This is a genomic window from Burkholderia sp. Ac-20379 (genome assembly GCF_017104645.1).
GTDB lineage: Bacteria > Pseudomonadota > Gammaproteobacteria > Burkholderiales > Burkholderiaceae > Burkholderia.
In genome coordinates this window covers 1-18,079 of sequence record NZ_JAAGPF010000145.1, presented here as the reverse complement: position 1 = coordinate 18,079, position 18,079 = coordinate 1, and the positions used below count along the sequence as shown (strand labels likewise).

General features: G+C 69.3%; 16 protein-coding genes. 11 read left to right on the top strand and 5 right to left on the bottom strand.

Annotated features, from left to right (window positions below; all coding sequences use genetic code 11):
* Positions 1 to 1,534 (top strand): hypothetical protein (locus G3N92_RS18940; RefSeq protein WP_206129059.1); only part of this gene is annotated, 1,534 nt, incomplete at its 5' end.
* Positions 1,535 to 1,670: 136 nt separating this feature from the next.
* Positions 1,671 to 2,966 carry an aminotransferase class I/II-fold pyridoxal phosphate-dependent enzyme gene (locus G3N92_RS18935; RefSeq protein ID WP_206129058.1) on the top strand — a complete coding sequence of 432 codons (1,296 nt, stop codon included), beginning with the start codon at positions 1,671 to 1,673 and terminating at the stop codon, positions 2,964 to 2,966.
* Between the two features lie 93 nt (positions 2,967 to 3,059).
* Here the strand turns inward: G3N92_RS18935 and G3N92_RS18930 are convergent, their stop codons facing one another.
* Positions 3,060 to 5,150, bottom strand: coding sequence for an arabinofuranosidase catalytic domain-containing protein (locus tag G3N92_RS18930; RefSeq protein ID WP_241014886.1), 2,091 nt, complete (start codon positions 5,148 to 5,150; stop codon positions 3,060 to 3,062).
* A gap of 71 nt (positions 5,151 to 5,221) precedes the next feature.
* Positions 5,222 to 5,407, bottom strand: coding sequence for a hypothetical protein (locus G3N92_RS18925; RefSeq protein ID WP_206129057.1), 186 nt, complete (start codon positions 5,405 to 5,407; stop codon positions 5,222 to 5,224).
* A gap of 552 nt (positions 5,408 to 5,959) precedes the next feature.
* Here G3N92_RS18925 and G3N92_RS18920 point away from each other — a divergent pair.
* Together G3N92_RS18920 and G3N92_RS18915 are read left to right on the top strand one after the other, a co-directional pair.
* Positions 5,960 to 7,009, top strand: coding sequence for a LacI family DNA-binding transcriptional regulator (locus G3N92_RS18920; RefSeq protein WP_206129060.1), 1,050 nt, complete (start codon positions 5,960 to 5,962; stop codon positions 7,007 to 7,009).
* Positions 7,006 to 7,302: a hypothetical protein gene (locus tag G3N92_RS18915; RefSeq protein WP_206129056.1), complete on the top strand. Its 297-nt coding sequence runs from the start codon at positions 7,006 to 7,008 to the stop codon at positions 7,300 to 7,302. Before G3N92_RS18920 ends, G3N92_RS18915 begins: the two co-directional genes overlap by 4 nt.
* 33 nt (positions 7,303 to 7,335) lie before the next feature.
* On the opposite strand, the gene G3N92_RS18910 is transcribed toward G3N92_RS18915, so the two are convergent.
* From G3N92_RS18910 to G3N92_RS18900, 3 genes are all read right to left on the bottom strand, one after another.
* Positions 7,336 to 8,496 carry a porin gene (locus tag G3N92_RS18910; RefSeq protein WP_206129055.1) on the bottom strand — a complete coding sequence of 387 codons (1,161 nt, stop codon included), beginning with the start codon at positions 8,494 to 8,496 and terminating at the stop codon, positions 7,336 to 7,338.
* Between the two features lie 123 nt (positions 8,497 to 8,619).
* Positions 8,620 to 9,564: a glyoxylate/hydroxypyruvate reductase A gene (locus tag G3N92_RS18905; protein ID WP_206129054.1), complete on the bottom strand. Its 945-nt coding sequence runs from the start codon at positions 9,562 to 9,564 to the stop codon at positions 8,620 to 8,622.
* Between the two features lie 56 nt (positions 9,565 to 9,620).
* Positions 9,621 to 10,211, bottom strand: coding sequence for an amino acid synthesis family protein (locus G3N92_RS18900; RefSeq protein ID WP_206129053.1), 591 nt, complete (start codon positions 10,209 to 10,211; stop codon positions 9,621 to 9,623).
* Positions 10,212 to 10,353: 142 nt separating this feature from the next.
* Between G3N92_RS18900 and G3N92_RS18895 the strand changes: the two genes are divergently transcribed.
* From G3N92_RS18895 to G3N92_RS18865, 7 genes are all read left to right on the top strand, one after another.
* Positions 10,354 to 12,174: a helix-turn-helix domain-containing protein gene (locus G3N92_RS18895; protein WP_206129052.1), complete on the top strand. Its 1,821-nt coding sequence runs from the start codon at positions 10,354 to 10,356 to the stop codon at positions 12,172 to 12,174.
* A gap of 122 nt (positions 12,175 to 12,296) precedes the next feature.
* Positions 12,297 to 13,280: a flavin reductase family protein gene (locus tag G3N92_RS18890; RefSeq protein WP_206129051.1), complete on the top strand. Its 984-nt coding sequence runs from the start codon at positions 12,297 to 12,299 to the stop codon at positions 13,278 to 13,280.
* Between the two features lie 22 nt (positions 13,281 to 13,302).
* Positions 13,303 to 14,814 carry an aldehyde dehydrogenase gene (locus G3N92_RS18885; RefSeq protein ID WP_206129050.1) on the top strand — a complete coding sequence of 504 codons (1,512 nt, stop codon included), beginning with the start codon at positions 13,303 to 13,305 and terminating at the stop codon, positions 14,812 to 14,814.
* A 31-nt stretch (positions 14,815 to 14,845) separates the two neighbouring features.
* A complete protein-coding gene (locus G3N92_RS18880) occupies positions 14,846 to 15,934 on the top strand; it encodes an LLM class flavin-dependent oxidoreductase (RefSeq protein WP_206129049.1) in 1,089 nt (362 codons plus the stop codon).
* A 3-nt stretch (positions 15,935 to 15,937) separates the two neighbouring features.
* Positions 15,938 to 16,780, top strand: a complete 843-nt coding sequence (locus G3N92_RS18875) for an alpha/beta hydrolase (RefSeq protein ID WP_206129048.1) — start codon at positions 15,938 to 15,940, stop codon at positions 16,778 to 16,780.
* Positions 16,777 to 17,133, top strand: coding sequence for an NIPSNAP family protein (locus tag G3N92_RS18870; protein WP_206129047.1), 357 nt, complete (start codon positions 16,777 to 16,779; stop codon positions 17,131 to 17,133). The genes G3N92_RS18875 and G3N92_RS18870 overlap by 4 nt, the downstream gene beginning before the upstream one ends.
* Positions 17,130 to 18,079 (top strand): ATP-binding cassette domain-containing protein (locus tag G3N92_RS18865; protein WP_206129046.1); only part of this gene is annotated, 950 nt, incomplete at its 3' end. The genes G3N92_RS18870 and G3N92_RS18865, both read left to right, overlap by 4 nt.

The window sequence follows — 18,079 nt, the reverse complement described above, 5'->3', positions numbered from 1 at the left end:
GACCGCCGCGTCGCTGCATCCGCCGCCCGCGCGCATTCCGCTCAGCCGGCCGACGCCGCCCCCGCCGGTGTTGCCGCGCCGCAATCCGGCGCGCTTGATCCGCCAGGGTTCGACGCCGGCGCATCACGGCTCGACCGCCTCCACGTCCGCCGCGCACGACACGAATACGGACGCGGAACTGCCGTTCCAGCCGCATCCGCTGCAACTGGCGCTGACCGGCTCCGAGGCCACCCGCCCGGCCGCGCCGCCGCGCCCGCTGGCGTCGCACGACGAGATCGCGAGCGCCGCGCTGGCCGGCGTGCCGATCCACCTGCCGCCGATCCCCGAGCAGGACGAGCGGATCGCGCAAACCCACAACGACATCGCGCTGCTGAACGTGCCGGCGCCGACCGACGCCGAGATGGCCGCCGTGCAGGCGCTGGTCGAGCAGATGCCGGCCGCCGACGTGAACGATCCGCTGCATCACCAGATGCTCGAGGCCGTCACGCAGATGCTGAGCCAGGTGATCCACTCGGTCACCCATGCGGAGGTCGGCGGCGTGAGCCTGTCCGACATCGCCAACAACAACTTCGACAACACCTATGCGAAGGGCCTGGTATCGATGGCGAATTCGATCGTGGCGCGCACGGCGTCCGTCTACGTGCCGACGCTCGGCCGCCAGTTGGTCGGCCAGCGCACCGCCGAAGGCATGGACAACCATCAATGGTCGAACAGCGCGCGCACCGCGTTCGGCACCGCGCTGACGTTCGTGCCGATCGCGCTGCTGCTGGCCGGCGCCGTGCGCGACGCGCAGAAAGGCCGGGCCACCGACGCCAGCAAGATCTCGCGCTACGCGCTGGCCGCGGTGGGCGGCGCGATGATGATCGCGGGCCTCGGCACCGGAGCGATGGCCGGCGCGGCCGCCAGCCTCGCCGCCTATGTACTGTACTGCGCGATGCGCGACGGCGTGCAGTCGTTCGTCAAGCTTTCGCCGAAGGAAGACAAGCAGCCGCAGCTCGGCGAATCGATGGCGTCGGGCGGCGCCTATGCCGTCGACCAGATGGCGGCCGGCAGCGGCATGGCCTATACGGCCTCGCCGTCGGGCGCGGGCGCCGCGGGCGAGCCGCTGCAAACGGGCCACGGCGCCGAGCGCGCCGGCTACAACCTGGGCGGCGAGGTGATGGACGATCTCGTGTCGAACGCCATCACGGCGCGCGGCATGCCGCAACTGACGCTGTCGGGCAAGATCCCGAGCCTCGGCGATCTGGCCGACACGGTCACCGGCGCGTTCCCGGGGCGCGCCACGCTGTTTACGGCCAGCACGATCCTGTCGCAGATCGTCGCCGAGAACATGACGGGCGCCTCGCCCGCCACGCAGACCAACATCAATAATTTGTCCGTGGCGCTGATGCTCGGCCTGCTGTTGTATACGCCGTTCGCGCAGATGGGCAACACCAAGACGCCGGCCGGCCCGGAAACGGACGAAGCGGAACCGGCTGCCCCGGCTCAAGGCCGAATCGAGGAACTGCACGAGGACCCGGCGCACCGCGTCTGATCCGGGCTCCCTCGAAGCGCGGCGGCCGGGCCGCCGCGCTTCGATTTCGCTCGACTAAGCAAATACGAAATGCCGCTAAGGGCCGCCGACGTTGCATCCTAGAATCGGTTCGACACCGACGATGCGGAGTGGCGACATGAGTGACCCGAAACAACCGGCGTGGCGTCTCGAAACGCTGGCCGTGCATGGCGGCTACCGGCCCGACCCGACGACCCGCGCCGTCGCGGTGCCGATCTATCAGACCGTGGCCTACGCGTTCGACGACACGCAGCACGGCGCCGACCTGTTCGACCTCAAGGTGCCCGGCAACATCTACACGCGCATCATGAATCCGACGCAGGACGTGCTGGAACAGCGCGTGGCCGCGCTCGAAGGCGGCATCGCCGCGCTGGCGCTGGCCTCCGGGCAGGCGGCCGTGACCTACGCGATCCAGACCATCGCCGAAGCCGGCGACAACATCGTGTCGGCCAGCACGCTGTACGGCGGCACCTACAACCTGTTCGCGCACACGCTGCCGCTGTCGGGCATCCAGACCCGCTTCGCCGATCCGCGCGAGCCGGAATCGTTCGCACCGCTGATCGATGCGCGCACCAAGGCGCTTTTCGTCGAATCGGTGGGCAACCCGCTCGGCAACCTCACCGATATCGCGAAGCTCGCCGAGATCGCACACCGCCACGGCGTTCCGCTGATCGTCGACAACACGGTGCCGTCGCCGTTCCTGCTGCGGCCGATCGAGCACGGCGCCGACATCGTCGTGCATTCGCTGACCAAATACCTGGGCGGCCACGGCACCAGCATCGGCGGCGCGATCGTCGATTCGGGAAAATTTCCCTGGGCCGAACACCAGGCCCGCTACCCGCGCCTGAGCGAGCCGGACGTCAGTTATCACGGCGTGGTGTACACCGAAGCGTTCGGGCCGGCCGCCTATATCGGCCGCGCGCGCGTGGTGCCGCTGCGCAACACCGGCGCGGCGATTTCGCCGTTCAATGCGTTCCTGATCCTGCAAGGCATCGAAACGCTGGCGCTGCGGCTCGAACGGATCACCGACAACGCGCTGCTGGTGGCGCGCTTTCTGAAGCAGCACGCGCGCGTGGAGTGGGTCAACTACGCGGGGCTGCCCGACCATCCCGATCACGCGCTGGCGCAACGCTACCTCGGCGGGCGCGGGCCGGGCATCCTGACGTTCGGCGTGAAGGGCGGCCGCGCGGCCGGCGCGGCATTCCAGGACGCGTTGCAACTGTTCACGCGGCTCGTCAATATCGGCGACGCCAAATCGCTCGCCACCCATCCCGCTTCCACCACGCACCGCCAGCTTTCGCCCGACGAACTGCGCCAGGCCGGCGTCAGCGAGGAAACCGTGCGCCTGTCGATCGGCATCGAGCATGTCGACGACCTGCTCGCCGATCTCGATCAGGCGCTGGCGCGCACCTGAGCGCACACGCATGACGGCTCCCGAAACGATCGCGCCGCCACGTTCGACGGTGGCGGCGCGATCGGCGGCCGAGGCCGCGGGCCGACGCGGGGATCAGCTCTTCGCGATCGACAGGCTCGGGCAGTAGTGCGTGGCCGACAGATCGTCGTTCACGTTCTGGTTGCCGCGCGCGCCCGACGCGTTCGAGGTGCGCGGATCGAGGAAGATATGCGCGTTCGACGCGCCGGCCGGCGCGGTGAACGTCATGCTGACCTTCCACCAGTTGCCCACCTTGGCGGCCGCCAGCGTGGTGTTCGACGAGCCCCACGAACCGGGCACCACCACGCCGTTATTGGTGTTCACGACCGTGGCGAACTCCGTGCCGCTGCTGTCGTCGGTCTGCACCGAGAACGCCGGGAAGATCGTCTCGCCCGAGGTGGCCGGCAGGTAGTCCGAGAACGTGTAGCGCTGGCCGCCCTGCACCTTGACCCACTGGTTGATCTGCGCGAACGGGCTGCCGCTCGCGTTGCCGATCACCGCTGCATGGCTGGTGCTGCCGGAAATGTCGGTGGTCAGGCCGATCACCGAGCCGCCGCTGCTCGTGAACCAGGCCGAACTGCTGGCCAGCGACAGCGGCTGCGTGACGAGGTTGTTGGTCTGGCAAGCCGCCGCCGTGGTGTCGGCCGACGGGCCGTAGAAGCCCTGGATGCTGGTCTGCACCGCGTCGTCGGCCTTGTCCGAGCTCATCTTCGTGACGATCGCGCCTTCATAGAACGTGATCGGCGCATCCGACGCGTCGCCGCCCTCGCCCAGCGACAGCCCGCCTTCCCAGCGGCCGATCAAGCGATGGCCGGTGTCGTTGAAGAAATCCACGGCTTCGGGCGGCACGCCGTCATATACCGAGGTCAGCGCGCTGGCCGCCGCGTCGCCGCCCTTCACCGAGAAGCGGTTCGCCTGGCCCTGCGGCGAGTATTTCGCCAGCACCGTCACGAAATCGGCCGTCAGCGGCTGCTTCGGCCCATACAGATAGACGCCCGCCTCGGCATCCACGCCCGGCCAGTTCACGCCGGCGTTGTTCGCCGAATAGGCCGGGCCGCCGTTCTTGTAGCCGGGGCCGTAGCCGAACACGGCCGCGTTGCCGCTCGAATACGACAGGCCGAACATCATGCCCTCGATTTGTCCCTTGCTGCCGTTGGCGTCCACCAGCACCGGATCGCCCGGAATCGAGCCGCCCGACGGCGCCACCGTGCCGCTGCCCTGGAACTGGCCGCTGGCGTTGTCTTCCATGTTGCCGTAGGTGCCGCAGCAGGCCGAGGTCGCGCCGAACGGCAGCGTCGCGCCATTCACCATGTACTCGGCGATTTCCGTGTCGCCGATCGATTGATTGACGGTGCCGATCCGGTTCCGGTACGACTGGCGCGCCTGAATGTCGAGCGCCACCGTGGTGCGGCCGCCCGGCAGCGACACGAGCCGGATCGTCGACGGCGATTTGTCGCCCGCGAACGGCAGGTCGTTGCCCACCGTGATCGCCTGATTGGTCGGCGTCGGGTTGTTCAGCAGGCTCGGAAAATTGACCGACGGGCGATGCACCTGCACCGTCAGCTTGCTGCCGTTCGGCAGCGGCAATTGCGCGAAGCCGGCCGTGACGGGCACGCTCTGGCCGGTGGCGGTGATCGTCAGGGTTTGCGCCTGATTGTTGAGCACGCTGATCGTGGCCGGCACGTTGCCGTACTTGCCGGACGACTGCAGCGGCGCGACCAGATCGATCTGGTCGTAGATCAGGTCGACCACGCAACCGCTGGCGTCGCTGCCGCAGGCCTGCTTGACCGCGTCGATGTTGGTGGTGCCGACCAGGTTCGCCGCCACGCCCGTATTGGCCGCATACGGGAAGATGTTGGTTTGCGCGTTGCTGGTGAGGTTCAGCACGCGGAACAGCGGGCCAGTGTAGCGCTTCGTCAGCAAGCGCGTGACGCTGTGCGCGGCCGAACAGGCCGTGCCGGCCGTGGCCAGCGCATCGCACGGCAAGGCTGCCGCGGCGGCCGCCGCCGAATTGCCGGCCGTGGCCGCGCCGCTCGCCGCGCTGTCGCCCGGCGTGGTTTGCTTGAGAGACTGCGATACCCCGCTGTCCGAATCGCCGTTACAGGCCGTCAACGCCAGCGTCATTACCGCCGCCACCGCCAGCCCCAGTTCGCTTCGCTTCAACATAGCCCTACCCTCCGTCCGTCAAACGTCGTTTATTGATCAGGTTTCCGAAATGGTTGATACGCGATGCCACCTCACACGCTTGCAAGCACTGCCAATCGAATTGCTTCAGGCAGACGACCGGCGCGCGGCGTCGCGCCGCCCGGTGCGAACACCAGGGCGAGCGGCGCGATGCACGGCGGCGATCGAATCGGGTCAGTCGATGAAACGGATGCGGGGAGGCTGGGCAGCCGGCGGATCGAACCGCGGCTGCGTTCCATTGCTGCGCGCCTGGCCGTCAAGCCCCCTCTCCGGCTGCGGCGCGCTGTACACGTCGGGCACTGCCGCCGCGCCTTGCGGCGCGGTCACGGCAGCGTGCCGCTTGCCACGGCTTGTCATCCTTGTCTCCATGTCCGCGTGGTGCCGCGGATCGACGTAGTAGGCGATATGTTCTAGCGATATTTGTTGGTAATAATATTTCCTGACATCGTGATTTTACGAGTCGGGATAATCCCGTAGTGCCGCCGGTTGCGACGGCCTCCGGCACGCCGGTCGAAATTGCCGATGGCGTGCGGAATATCGGCAGATTCGTCGTTTCGACGCCACGACGGCCGAGGACGCCGAGCGCGGCCCGAACGGCTGCGTTACCGTAACGAACGTGTTCGAGCTCGCCCTGCACAGGCCCGATACCGGCACGAATCTATGACTAATAATATTAATTCATCGCGGGGTTCATCGATGGTCGTATCGATGCAGCGGCGGCCATCCGGCCGGCCGCGTTCGTTCATGCCGCACCGGTTCTCATGAAGCGCGCCACGCAACGCCGCCCCACCATGACCGACATCGCCAAGCAGGCCGGCGTGTCGCAATCCACCGTGTCGCTCGTGCTCAACCACGCAGCCGGCACGAAGTTCTCGGCCGCCACGCGCGACAAGGTGCTGAAGGTGGCCGCCGCGCTCGGCTACCGCTTCGCGGCGCGTGCGCCGGCGGCGGCGCACGGCGGCGCGCGCGACCTGATCGTCTATCTGGCCGACGAAATCTCCACCAGCCCGCACCCGGTGGTCAGCATCGACGGCGCGCGCGACGGCGCCTATGCGGCAGGCAAAATCCTCGCGGTGTATTCGACGCACGGCAACGCGGACATCGAGCGCCAGGTGCTCGACGCGGTGCTCGCGCTGCCGAACCTGCTCGGCGTGATCTACGCCACCGTCTACACGCGCAAGGTGGCGTTGCCGCCCGCGCTGCTGAACGTGCCCGCCGTGCTGCTCAATTGCACGAGCGCCGATGGCGCGCTGTCGTCGGTGGTGCCGTCGGAAGTGGCCGGCGGGCAACTGGCCACCGATCACCTGCTGCGCGCGGGCCATCGCCGGATCGGCTACATCAACGGCGAGCCGTGGCAGGACGCGGCGCGCGATCGCCTGAAGGGCTATCGCACCGCGCTGGCCACCGCCGACCTGCCGTTCGCGCCGGAACTCGTGCGCGAAGGCGACTGGAGCTCGGGCGCGGGCTTCGAGCAGACGCTGTCGCTGCTGCGCGAGCCGCAACCGCCCACCGCGATCTTCTGCGCGAACGACCTGATGGCGCTCGGCGCGATCGAGGCCGTCAAGCACCGCGGCCTGCGCGTGCCGGACGACGTCTCGGTGATCGGCTACGACGATCAGGAAATCGCGCGCCACACGCATCCGCCGCTCTCGACCATCGTGCTGCCGAACTACGAACTGGGCCGCTGGGCCGTGGACATCCTGATGCAGGAAGAACAGAACCGCGCGGCCGGCGTGCCGGTGCGGCGGCATGCGGTGAAACTGGACGGGCCGCTGGTCGAGCGCGGCTCGGTGCGCAATCTCGCCGATGCGGCGGACGCCAACGCGAGCGATGCGCGATGAAGCGCTATCACCGCATCGCACAGGCGCTCGGCCTGCTGGCGCAGGCAGGCTGGCTGATCGCCTACGGCCTCGTCGACACCGGCGCGGCGCAACGCGGCACGTTCAGCGAAGGCGGCATGATGCTGTATCTCGGTGTGCTGTTGACGGGCGCGCTGAGCCTGCACGGCGGCCTCGTCTCGCTGGCGCTGCTGCGCTCGCGTCGCCCCGACGGCCGGGCCGCCGAAGCGAAATGGGCGCTGCTGGCCAGCGCCGCGCTGTGGATCGCGATCATGGCGTGCCTGAACCGGCAGTGAGCCCGAGCCGGGCCGATTCAGGCGACGCCTCGCTCAGAAGCGGTGGATCATGCCGAGCCGCACGAGCGTCTGGTTCTCGCCCGACGATGCGCCGGCCGAGGCCGGCGTGGTCGCGAAGTCGAACGCCGTGCCGGTGTGCGCGCTGACCACGTGCTGGTACACGCCCTGCACGTACAGCGCGGTGCGCTTGCTGAGGTCGTAGTTCGCCATCAGCGAGAACTGATGCCACTTCGGCTTGTAGGTGCCGACATTGGCGCTCAGGCGCGCGTCGGTGAACGTGTACGCGCCGAACAGCCACAGCGCCGGCGTGATCCAGTACTTGCCGTTGACCTCGTAGTTGTCGAACTTCCACGACTGCCAGCGGCCGCCGGCCGGCTGCGTCGCGGGCGCGGCGATATAGGCGCTCGCGGTCGGGTCGTACACGTCGACATGCGAATACGACACGCCCACCTTCGCCGCCGCGAACGAATAGCTGAGGCCCGCCACGATGTTCTGCTCCGACGAACCGCTGAACGCCGCGTCGCTGCCCACCGCGCCGTTGGCCGAACCGGCTGCGCCGGCCGCATCGATGCGCAGGTAGCCGAGCGCCGCGCTCAAACCGCCCGCGCGATATTGCACGGCCGCGCTGTAGAGCCGGTTGTTGGCGAAGCCCGGATCGTTGCTGAAGCCGTACATCGCTTCGGCCTTCAGGCCGCCGAACGTGGGCGTGGCGTACTTGACCGAGTTGTTCACGCGGAAATCGAAATCGGCGTTGTCGTTGTCGAACGGGTGCGAGGCCACGTCGCCGCTCACGCCGCCCGCGCCCGTGTAGCCGCTCCACAGGTCGATGGTCGGATCGTACTGGCGGCCGAACGTCAGCGTGCCCAATCGTTCGGACTGCAGGCCAACCCATGCCTGCCGGCCGAACTCGCGGCCGCCCTGCTTCAGCGCGCCGTTGTTCACGTCGAAGCCGTTCTCGAGCTGGAACACGGCGCGGTAGCCGCCGCCCAGATCCTCGACGCCCTTCAGCCCCCATCGGCTGCCGAGCGTGTCGCCGCTCTTCATCTGGAACGTGCCCTTGCCGCGCGCGTTGCTCGTGAAGTTCAGGCCTTCGTCGATGATGCCGTACAGCGTCACGCTGCTTTGCGCGTGCGCCACCGCGGCCGTGCCGCCGAACAACACGGCTGCCGCCGTCCATCGTGCTGCGAATCTCATGATTTCCCCTGGGTGGTGTGGTGTGACGTGAAGCGAATCGGAAGCGTCGGGCAGCACGAATCCGCGCGCCCGACGCAGCGGCGCGGAGGATTCGTGCGGGTACCGCCGGTGAGCTACGGCGATCTAGTAACCGCGCGATCGATCGACCGCGTCGGGAATGCGCCCGGTGGCGCGGTAGGCGGCCACGTTCGCGGCCACCACGGCGGCCGAGGTGGCCACATCGGTGGGCGCGGACACATGCGGCAGCACCGTCAGCGACGGATGCGCCCACATCGGCGAATCGGCGGGCAGCGGCTCGACGTCGAACACGTCGAGCACGGCGTGCGAGAGGTGCCCCGAATCGAGCGCGGCGAGCAGGTCGCGCGTCGCCACCACCGGCCCGCGAGAAAAATTGATCAGCGCCGCGCCGCGCTTCATCGCGCCGAGCCGCTCGCGATCGAGCAGGCCGCGCGTGGCGTCGGTCAGCGGCACCAGGCACACCACGATGTCGCTGTCGGCCAGCATCCGCATCAGCCCGTCGGGGCCATGCCAAGCCTGCACGCCCGCGGCCTGCTTCGGCGTGCGGCTCCAGCCCGCCACGCGAAAGCCCGCCTCGGCGAGCCGCGCGGCCGCGCACGCGCCGAGCGTGCCGAGCCCGACGATGCCCACCCGCGTGTCGCCCGGCTTGCGGTACGGGCGCTGCAGCCAGTCGCGCGCCTGCTGCTGCGCGCGATAGGCCGGCATGTCGCGCTGCAGGTAATAGGTCCACGCGAGCACGGCCTCGGCCATGGTGCGCGACATCTCCGGATCGACGAGGCGCACCACCGGCGGCGCGCCGGGCGGCAGGCCCGCCACCAGTTGCTCGACGCCGGCCCACAGGCTCTGGATCCAGGCCAGCTTCGGCAGCGCCGCCAGCTCGGCCGGATCGGGGCGCGCGACGATCGCGATGGTGCTGCGCGCGCGCTGCGCCGCGTCGGCCTGCCGGAACGGCACGACGGTTTCGTCCGGCATGGCCGCCGCCAGCGCGGCCAGATAGTCGGATTCCTGATCGGCCGGCAGGCGGGCGATCAGCGTGATGACGTCGGACATGGCGTCGGGTCCACAAGAAAGAAGGAAACCGCCCGCGCGGGGCGGCGTGCGCCGGCTCAGGCCTGGGCTTTTTCCTGATCCATTTCGGCCATGTCGATGAAGCGGTCGCCGATGCGCGGATGCGCGCGGCCGCCGTCGGCCGCGCCGATCGCGATCAGGATTTCGTCGGGCGCGGGCGCGTCGGCAATCTGAAACGTGGCCGTCAGGAAGTGCGAGCGCTGGCCGGTGGCCGATTTGTGAATCATCGGCAGCGACAGCATCGCGCCGGGGCCGACGCGCGTGTTCGTGAAGCTCAGGAACGCGGTGCCGTGCACGGCCTCGCGGAACATGTTGCCGAAGCGCAGCGTGTGGATCAGCGCCGAGGCATGCTCGATCTCGCCGTTCACGCCCACCACCGCGGCCTTGCCGTAAGCCTCCACGCGCTCGGCCGGCATCAGCGCCACGAGGCGGCTGGTCAGTTCCGCGCCGAGCACGGGCGCGAGGCGCAGGATCTCGGGGCGCAGATCCTCGCAGAAGCCTTTGCCGGCCCACGGGTTGCGCAGCACGGCGGCCACCACCACGGTGGTGATCGGTTGCTCGGCCGGCTTGCCGCCTTCGATCATCAGCGTTTCGACAAACGTCGCGATCTTGCGAACTTCGGGTTTCATCTGCGTTCTCCATCGGGTGAGTGACGATGGAGCGAATCCTATGTAGCGCGAAATCGAGCGTCTTCCTCCGATTCAGCGGAAGCCCGACTTTTTTGACACTGCGATAAGTCGTATAGTCGGTCACAACCCAAGGGAGATCTCGATGCCTGACACGCTGGCGCTGATGTCGTCGCTGCGCGACATTGCGAGCCGAATCAGTACGGATGCCGAAGCGGATGCGCTGCTCAACAGCGTGATCGAACTGGCCTGCCGCCACGGCGGCTGGGATATCGGCGCGATCATGAGCGTCGACAGCGCGCACGGTTACGCGCACGTGATCGCGCGGCGCGATCCCACCCTGCTCAAGAAGCCGCTGGCCGACCGCTGGGAGCTGGCCACCAGCCCGGCGCTGGTCGCGCTGCAGCGCAACGAGGCGGTCTATATCCGCGACGCGCTCGAAACCACCGAATTCCTCGGCTACCGGCGCGAGGCGCCCGAGCGCGGCTACCGCACGGTGCTGGTGCTGCCGATGGCGAGCCGCGACATCGAGGGGCGGCCGATGGTGCTGTCGGTGTCGTCGCGGCAGGTGGTGGATCTGCCGCCCGAGCTGCTGACGTTCATGGAATTCATCGTGCACCTGGGCGCCATCGCGATCGAGCGCGCCCATCAGCAGCGCGCCCAGCGCATGGCCGCCGAGCGCATGCAGCGGATCGCCGCCGTGCAGGGCGCGATGCTCCAGGAAGTGCTGGCGGGCGGCTCGATGGCCACGCTCACGCGCATGCTGGCCGACCTGCTCGAAGCGCCGCTGCTGGTGATCGATTTCTACGGCGGCGAGATGATGGCCTCGCATTCGCCCGACGCCGCGCTCGACGAAGCCGGCTGGCGCGCGCTGCTCGACGGCGACCCGGGCCTGCAGATCCGTGCGGCGGTGCAGCAGGCGATCGAGCGGCGCACGCTGCGGCGCGTGCGCTTCGATCTGCCGTCCGGCGCGGCGCTGCACGCCGACATCGAGCCGCTGGCGGTGGACGGCGAAACGGTGGGCGCGCTGCTGGCGTTCGGCGAACGCGAGCCGGGCGAGCTCGGCGAGCTGCGCGCCGTGGCGATCGAAAACGCCAAGTTCGCGATGAGCGTGCAACTGATGCGCGGCGTGATCCGCTTCCGCTCCGAAAACCGTACGCTCACCGAACTGTTCTTCGAGGTGGTCGAGCGCCGCTGGCGCGACGAGCAGGATCTGCTCGCGCGCGCCAGCCGGCTCGGCGTGGCGCTCGCCGCACCGAGCCGCCTGCTGGTGATCGACTATCCGCCGCGCGACGGCGCGGCGCTCGACCGCTCGCACGAATGCCACCGCACCGCCACGCTGCTCGCGGCGCAGCACAAGCTGACGATCCATCCGGTCACGGTGGGCAGCGGGCTCGTGTGCCTGCTGCCCGAGGCGTCGGCGCGCGGCCCGGCGGCGGTGGCCGCGTTCTCGCGCCAGCTGTGCGCGGCGCTGGTGCCGCTGCTCGGCCGCGAGCCCACGCTGGTGGCGGGCGACGTGGTGGCCGGGCTCGACGCGCTCGCCAACGAATGGGACCGCTGCTGGCGCATGATTCGCGTGGCGCGCGCGTTCGGCAAGACAGGCGTGCTCAGCGTGCCCGACCTCGGCCCGCTGCCGATGCTGATCGGCGCGGCCGATTCGTCCGACGTGCGCGCGTTCATCGCCGGCACGATCGGCCCGGTGGTGGCCTACGACGAGCAGCATCGCGCTTCCTATATCGACACGCTCGCCACCTATATCCGCCACGGCTGCCGTAGCCAGGCCTGCGCCGACGCGATGGGCCTGCACGTCACCACGCTGCGCTACCGGCTCTCGCGCATCGGCGAGCTGTTCGGCATCGACGTCGAAACGCCCGAGCGGCGCTTCTCGATCGAACTCGCGCTGCAACTGCACCAGTTGCTCGAAGGCGGCCACCCCGCCCGCCTCGCCGCCCACGAGGCCCATTAGCGCGGCAGCGTCCGACAGACCGAAGGGGAATCGGCGCGCCGTCTCCTTCGATCCGAAGGAAGCCATACCTATTTCCGCCACATACATTCATCTCAACGCAACACAGTTCGAGGTGAATGGCCATGCAAGCGGCAGTACCCGATATCCGCAACACCCTCGACCCGATCGCGCTGCGACGCGCGTTCGGGACCTTCGTCACCGGCATCACGGTGCTCACCACGATCGACGCCGAAGGCCGCCCGCGCGGCATGACGGCCAATTCGTTCGCCTCGGTCTCGCTCGACCCGCCGCTGCTGCTGGTGTGCGTCGGCAAGGGCGCATCGAGCTACCCCGCGTTCGCCGCGGCCGACCGCTTCGCGGTGAACCTGCTCGGCGACGCGCAGACCGACGTGTCGAACCTGTTCGCCTCGAAGGCGGCCGACAAGTTCGCCTCGGTCAACCACGACACGGTGCACACCGGCGCGCCGGTGCTGACCGACTGCATGACGTGGTTCGACTGCTCGATGCACGAACGCGTGGACGCCGGCGATCACGTGATCCTGATCGGCCGCGTGCAGGCGTTCGGCACCAGCCCGGCCGCGCCGCTCGGCTTCTGCCGGGGCCGCTACGCGCAGGTGAAGGATCCGCTGCCGGCCGGCTGGCTGTCGTCGAGCGACATGATCGTCGGCTATCTGATCGAGGCGCAGGGCGACCTGCTGCTGGTGTCCGACGGCAAGGGCGGCTGGGTGCTGCCCACCGCGCCGCGCCGGCGCGCCAACGGCCGGCTGCCGCTGGCCGGCGGCGGCGAGCTGGCGCTGGTGGCCGACGACACGTTCCTCTATTCCGTCTATGACGTGGACGGCCACGATTCCGGCTACCTGATCTACCGGGCCCGCCTGGCCGAGCCGCGCGGCGCGCTGGCGCTGCCGCCCGGCTTCCGCTTCTTCCCGATGGCCCACCTGCCGTACGACGAAATCGAATCGGTCGAGATGCGCGCCATGCTGCGCCGCTTCGTGCTCGAAACCACCGGCGGCGGCGGCTATTCGATCTATCTGGGCGCCCACGACGGCGGCCGCGTCGCGGCCGTGGGCGCCGCGCAACCGTGGGCGGCGCGCGCGCCGCAATGACGAACAGGACACCGGACCATTCATGAACACCACCATCGACACCCTGCAGGGCCGCCGCATCGGCAACTTCATCGACGGACGCTTCGTCGAGCCGGCCAGCCGCGAATACGCACCGAGCTTCGATCCGACCACGGCCCGCCCGTGGTACGAGTTCGCGCAATCGAACGAGGCCGACGTGGACGCGGCCGTGCGCTCGGCGCAGGCCGCGCTGAAGCACCCCGACTGGCGCCGCATGACGCAGACCGAACGCGGCAAGCTGGTGCGCCGGCTCGGCGAGCTGGTGCGCGAGCACGCCGACGAACTGGCGATGATCGAGTGCCGCGACAACGGCAAGCTGCTCAAGGAAATGCGCGTGCAGATGCGCGCCATTCCGGATTCCTATCTGTATTTCGCCGGCATGGCCGACAAGCTGCAGGGCGACACGATCCCGGTCAACAAGCTCGACACGCTGAACTTCAACCTGCGCGAGCCGATCGGCGTGGTGGGCATGATCATCCCGTGGAATTCGCCGCTGATGATGCTGACCGGCACGCTCGCGCCGTGCCTCGCGATCGGCAACACGATCGTCGCCAAGCCGTCCGAGCACGCCACCGCCTCCACGCTGGCGCTGGCCGAACTGGCGATCGAGGCCGGCATTCCGCCCGGCGTGTTCAACGTGGTGACGGGCGACGGCGTGCGCACCGGCGATGCGCTGACGCGCCACCCCGGCATCGCCAAGTACGTGTTTACCGGCAGCACCGTCACGGGCCGCAAGATCGCCGGCAACGCGGCGCAGAACCTGGTGCCGTGCCAGATGGAACTGGGCGGCAAATCCCCGCACGTGGTGTTCGGCGACGTGGACATCGAGCGCGCCGTGAACGGCGTGGTGTCGGGCATCTTCGCCGCCGCGGGCCAGACCTGCGTGGCCGGCTCGCGCTGCTTCGTCGAGGCGTCGATCCACGATCGATTCGTCGAGGCGCTGGTGGAGCGCACGCGGCGCGTGCGCGTGGGCCACCCGATGCAGGACGACACCGACATCGGCCCGCTCGCGCTGGCCTCTCAGCTCGACAAGGTGCAGCGCTACGTCGCCTCGGGCATCGAGGAAGGCGCGCGCGTGGCGGCCGGCGGGCGCACCCCGGCCGCCGCCGAGCTGGCCGACGGCTGGTATTACGAGCCGACCGTGCTCACGCACGCCACCAACCAGATGCGCTTCATGCGCGAGGAGATCTTCGGGCCGGTGGTGGGCGTGGTGCCGTTCTCGACCGAGGAGGAACTGATCGGGCTGGCCAACGATACCGACTACGGCCTCGCCTCCGGCATCTGGACCCGCGACATCGATCGCGCGATGCGCTTCGCGCGCGACATCGACGCCGGCACGGTGTGGATCAACACCTACCGCTCGGCGGCCTACATGTCGTCGAACGGCGGGCTCAAGCACAGCGGCTACGGCCGGCGCGGCGGCTTCGAGGTGATGCGCGAGTTCTCGCGCGTGAAGAACGTCGTGCTCGATTACTCCGGCGCGATGCACGACCCGTTCGTGATTCGTCTGCGTTGAACGCGCAACCCCACATCCCTTCGAGGCAAGCATGAAATTCGCCGTATCGCTCAGCATGGAGCGCTTTTCTCCCGACGATTCGATGTCCGACGCCCGCGCGCAACTGCTCGCGCTGGCCCGCGTGGCCGACGCCGGCGGCTTCGAGACGCTCTGGACCGCCGAGCATCACACCATCGAGTGCACGATCTCGCCGAACCCGTTCACGATCCTGACCTGGCTTGCGCAGCACACCGAACGGATCCGGCTCGGCACCGCCACGCTCGTCGCGCCCTACTGGTCGCCGATCCGGCTGGCCGGCGAGGCCGCGATGTGCGATCACCTGACCAACGGCCGGCTCGAATTCGGCATCGCGCGCGGCGCATATCAGTACGAGTTCGACCGGATGGCGGGCGGCATGCCGCAGCAGGAAGGCGTGGCCTACATGAAGGAACTGGTGCCGGCCGTGCGCCGCCTCTGGCAAGGCGATTACGAGCACGACGGCCAGTACTGGAAATTCCCGCTCGCCACCTCGGTGCCGAAGCCGCTGCAACAGCCGCATCCGCCGATCTGGGTGGCCACGCGCGATCCGGCCAGCTTCGACTGGGCGGTGGGGATCGGCGCGAACATCCTGTCGACGCCGCTGTCCGCGCCGGCCTCGGAAGTGTCGGTGCTGGGCGAGAAGTTCCGCAAGGCGGTGGCCGACCACCCCGAGCATCCGCGCCCGCGCTTCATGATGCAGCGCCGCACCTGCGTGTACGACCGCAAGGACGAGTGGGAAACCGCGGTGCGCCACAGCGTCGATTACGGCCGCTACTTCGAGAACCTGATGCAGAACATCGGCACGGTGCGCAACGGCTTCCCGGAAGCGGTGCCGTACGAAACGGTGTCGAACCGCGCCAACTACGATCCGCAGGCGGTGCGCGACAACCTGATGTTCGGCACCCCCGACGAAGTGATCCGCAAGCTGAAGCTCTACGAGGACGAAGGCGTCGACCAGTTCTGCCTGGGCCTGTCGTTCAACCTGCCGTTCGAGCTGCAGATGAAGACGCTGCGCCTGTTCATCGACGAGGTGATGCCGCATTTCGCGGCGCGCGACCGGGCCGACGGCGCGGCCTTGAGCACCACCGCAGCGGGGGCCTGACCGATGCTCGACGCCCTTCCCGCCGCCCCGCCCTCGGCAATCGACGCGCACTTCACGCGCGGCGACGTGGCGCTCCACTACCGGCTGCAAGGCGACGGCCCGCGCGCGCTGATCTGTGTGCACGGCGTCGGCTCCTATCTCGACGCGTGGCAGGCCACCATCGGCGCGCTCGGCGGCGGCTTTCGCGTGCTGAGCTTCGACCTGCGCGGCCACGGCAGCTCGACGCGCGTGCCGGGCCGCTACGAGATCGACGAATTCGTCGGCGACGTGATCGCGCTGGCCGATCACGCCGGTTTCGCGCGCTTCGACCTGGCCGGTTTCTCGCTCGGCGGGCTGGTGGCGCAGCGCCTCGCGCTGACCGAGCCGGCGCGCCTGAACCGGCTCGTGCTGCTGTCCACCGTGGCCGGCCGCACCGACGACGAACGCACCCGGGTGCTGGCGCGGCTCGCCGCGCTGCAGGCCGGCGAGCGCGGCGCGCACTACGATGCGTCGCTGTCGCGCTGGCTGACCGAGGCGTTCCAGGCCGCGCACCCCGGGCTGGTGGCCGAGCTGCGCCGCCGCAACGCCGAGAACGATCCGGCCTGCTACGCAGCGGCCTACCGGCTGCTCGCGCAGACCGATTTCGGCGGCCTGATCGACCAGATCGCCGTGCCCACGCTGATCGCCACCGGCGAGGACGATCTCGGCTCGAACCCGCGCATGGCGCGCTACATGCACGAACGGATCGCCCGTTCGGAGCTGGCGATCCTGCCCGGCCTGCGCCACTCGATCCTCAACGAGGCGCCCGAGGCGGTGGCCGCGCTGATGCGCCGCTTCCTGCTGGAAGGACAGGAGGACGAACGATGATCGTCGAGGAACGCATCTACCGGATCCGCAACGGCGGCATGGCGCGCTTCCTGGCGCTGGTGCGCGACGAGGCGCTGCCGCTCCAGCAGCCGGTGCTCGGCAACCTGCTCGGCTATTTCACCACCGAGATCGGCGTGCTGAGCCAGGTGGTGCACTGGTGGGGCTACGCCGATCTGGAGGACCGCCGCGCGCGCCGCCAGCGCCTGGCCGACGACGCCCGCTGGCAGGCGTTCGTGCCGCGTCTGTCCGAATGGATCGAACACGCGGAAAATCGCATTCTGGTACCGACCGCATTCTCGCCGCTGCGCGCGCTGCCCGCCGCCGGCGACCTGTCGAAGGAGTCCCGAGCATGACCCCACGCCTGACCATCGAACATTTGTACAAGGTGTTCGCCGACCGCCCCGAGCGCGCGCTCGGCATGCTGCGCCAGGGCGCGACCAAGGCCGACGTGCTGCGCGACACCGGCCAGGTCGTCGGCCTCGACGACGTGTCGCTGAGCGTGCCCGCCGGCGCGATGTACATGATCATGGGCCTGTCCGGCTCCGGCAAATCCACGCTGGCGCGCTGCGTGAACCGCCTCAACGAGCCGAGCGCCGGGCGCATCCTGCTCGACGGCGAGGATCTGTGCACGCTCGACGAGCGCGCGCTGCGCGAGGTGCGCCGCAACCGCATCTCGATGGTGTTCCAGCACTTCGCGCTGCTGCCGAACCGCCGCGTGATCGAGAACGTCGAGTTCGGCCTGAAGCTGCGCGGCATGTCCGCCGACGCGCGCCGCAAGCGCGCGCTGCAGGTGCTCGAGGTGGTGGGCCTCGCGCGCTGGGCCGAGAAGATGCCGCACGAGTTGAGCGGCGGCATGCGCCAGCGCGTCGGGCTGGCCCGCGCGCTCGCCACCGACGCCGACGTGCTGATCATGGACGAGGCGTTCAGCGCGCTCGATCCGCTGATCCGCGCCGAGATGCAGGACGAGCTGCTGCGCCTGCAGCGCACGCTGAACAAGACCATCCTGTTCATCACGCACGATTTCCAGGAGGCGCTGAAGCTCGGCACGCGGATCGCGATCATGTCCGAGGGGCGGCTGGTGCGCGAAGGCACGCCGCAATCGATCGTGATGGAGCCCGGCAGCGATTACGTGGCCGGCTTCACGCGCGAGGTGGACCGCGCGCGGCTGTTCTGCGCGGGCGCGTCGATGACGGCGCTCGACACGCTGGTGCAGCGCGACGGCTGGCGCGTGCTCGGCCACGGCGCGGCCGGCCCGGCGTTCGTGGTGGATGCGGAGGCGCGGCTGCTCGGCACGCTGGC

Excerpts from the sequence above, each read along its gene's own strand:
- G3N92_RS18910 (WP_206129055.1), bottom strand. The coding sequence starts at position 8,496 with ATGAGATTCGCAGCACGATGGACGGCGGCAGCCGTGTTGTTCGGCGGC.
- G3N92_RS18920 (WP_206129060.1), top strand. The coding sequence starts at position 5,960 with ATGACCGACATCGCCAAGCAGGCCGGCGTGTCGCAATCCACCGTGTCG.
- G3N92_RS18880 (WP_206129049.1), top strand. The coding sequence starts at position 14,846 with ATGAAATTCGCCGTATCGCTCAGCATGGAGCGCTTTTCTCCCGACGAT.
- G3N92_RS18890 (WP_206129051.1), top strand. The coding sequence starts at position 12,297 with ATGCAAGCGGCAGTACCCGATATCCGCAACACCCTCGACCCGATCGCG.
- G3N92_RS18895 (WP_206129052.1), top strand. The coding sequence starts at position 10,354 with ATGCCTGACACGCTGGCGCTGATGTCGTCGCTGCGCGACATTGCGAGC.
- G3N92_RS18900 (WP_206129053.1), bottom strand. The coding sequence starts at position 10,211 with ATGAAACCCGAAGTTCGCAAGATCGCGACGTTTGTCGAAACGCTGATG.
- G3N92_RS18925 (WP_206129057.1), bottom strand. The coding sequence starts at position 5,407 with ATGGAACGCAGCCGCGGTTCGATCCGCCGGCTGCCCAGCCTCCCCGCA.
- G3N92_RS18870 (WP_206129047.1), top strand. The coding sequence starts at position 16,777 with ATGATCGTCGAGGAACGCATCTACCGGATCCGCAACGGCGGCATGGCG.
- G3N92_RS18935 (WP_206129058.1), top strand. The coding sequence starts at position 1,671 with ATGAGTGACCCGAAACAACCGGCGTGGCGTCTCGAAACGCTGGCCGTG.
- G3N92_RS18875 (WP_206129048.1), top strand. The coding sequence starts at position 15,938 with ATGCTCGACGCCCTTCCCGCCGCCCCGCCCTCGGCAATCGACGCGCAC.
- G3N92_RS18905 (WP_206129054.1), bottom strand. The coding sequence starts at position 9,564 with ATGTCCGACGTCATCACGCTGATCGCCCGCCTGCCGGCCGATCAGGAA.
- G3N92_RS18930 (WP_241014886.1), bottom strand. The coding sequence starts at position 5,150 with ATGTTGAAGCGAAGCGAACTGGGGCTGGCGGTGGCGGCGGTAATGACG.
- G3N92_RS18885 (WP_206129050.1), top strand. The coding sequence starts at position 13,303 with ATGAACACCACCATCGACACCCTGCAGGGCCGCCGCATCGGCAACTTC.
- G3N92_RS18915 (WP_206129056.1), top strand. The coding sequence starts at position 7,006 with ATGAAGCGCTATCACCGCATCGCACAGGCGCTCGGCCTGCTGGCGCAG.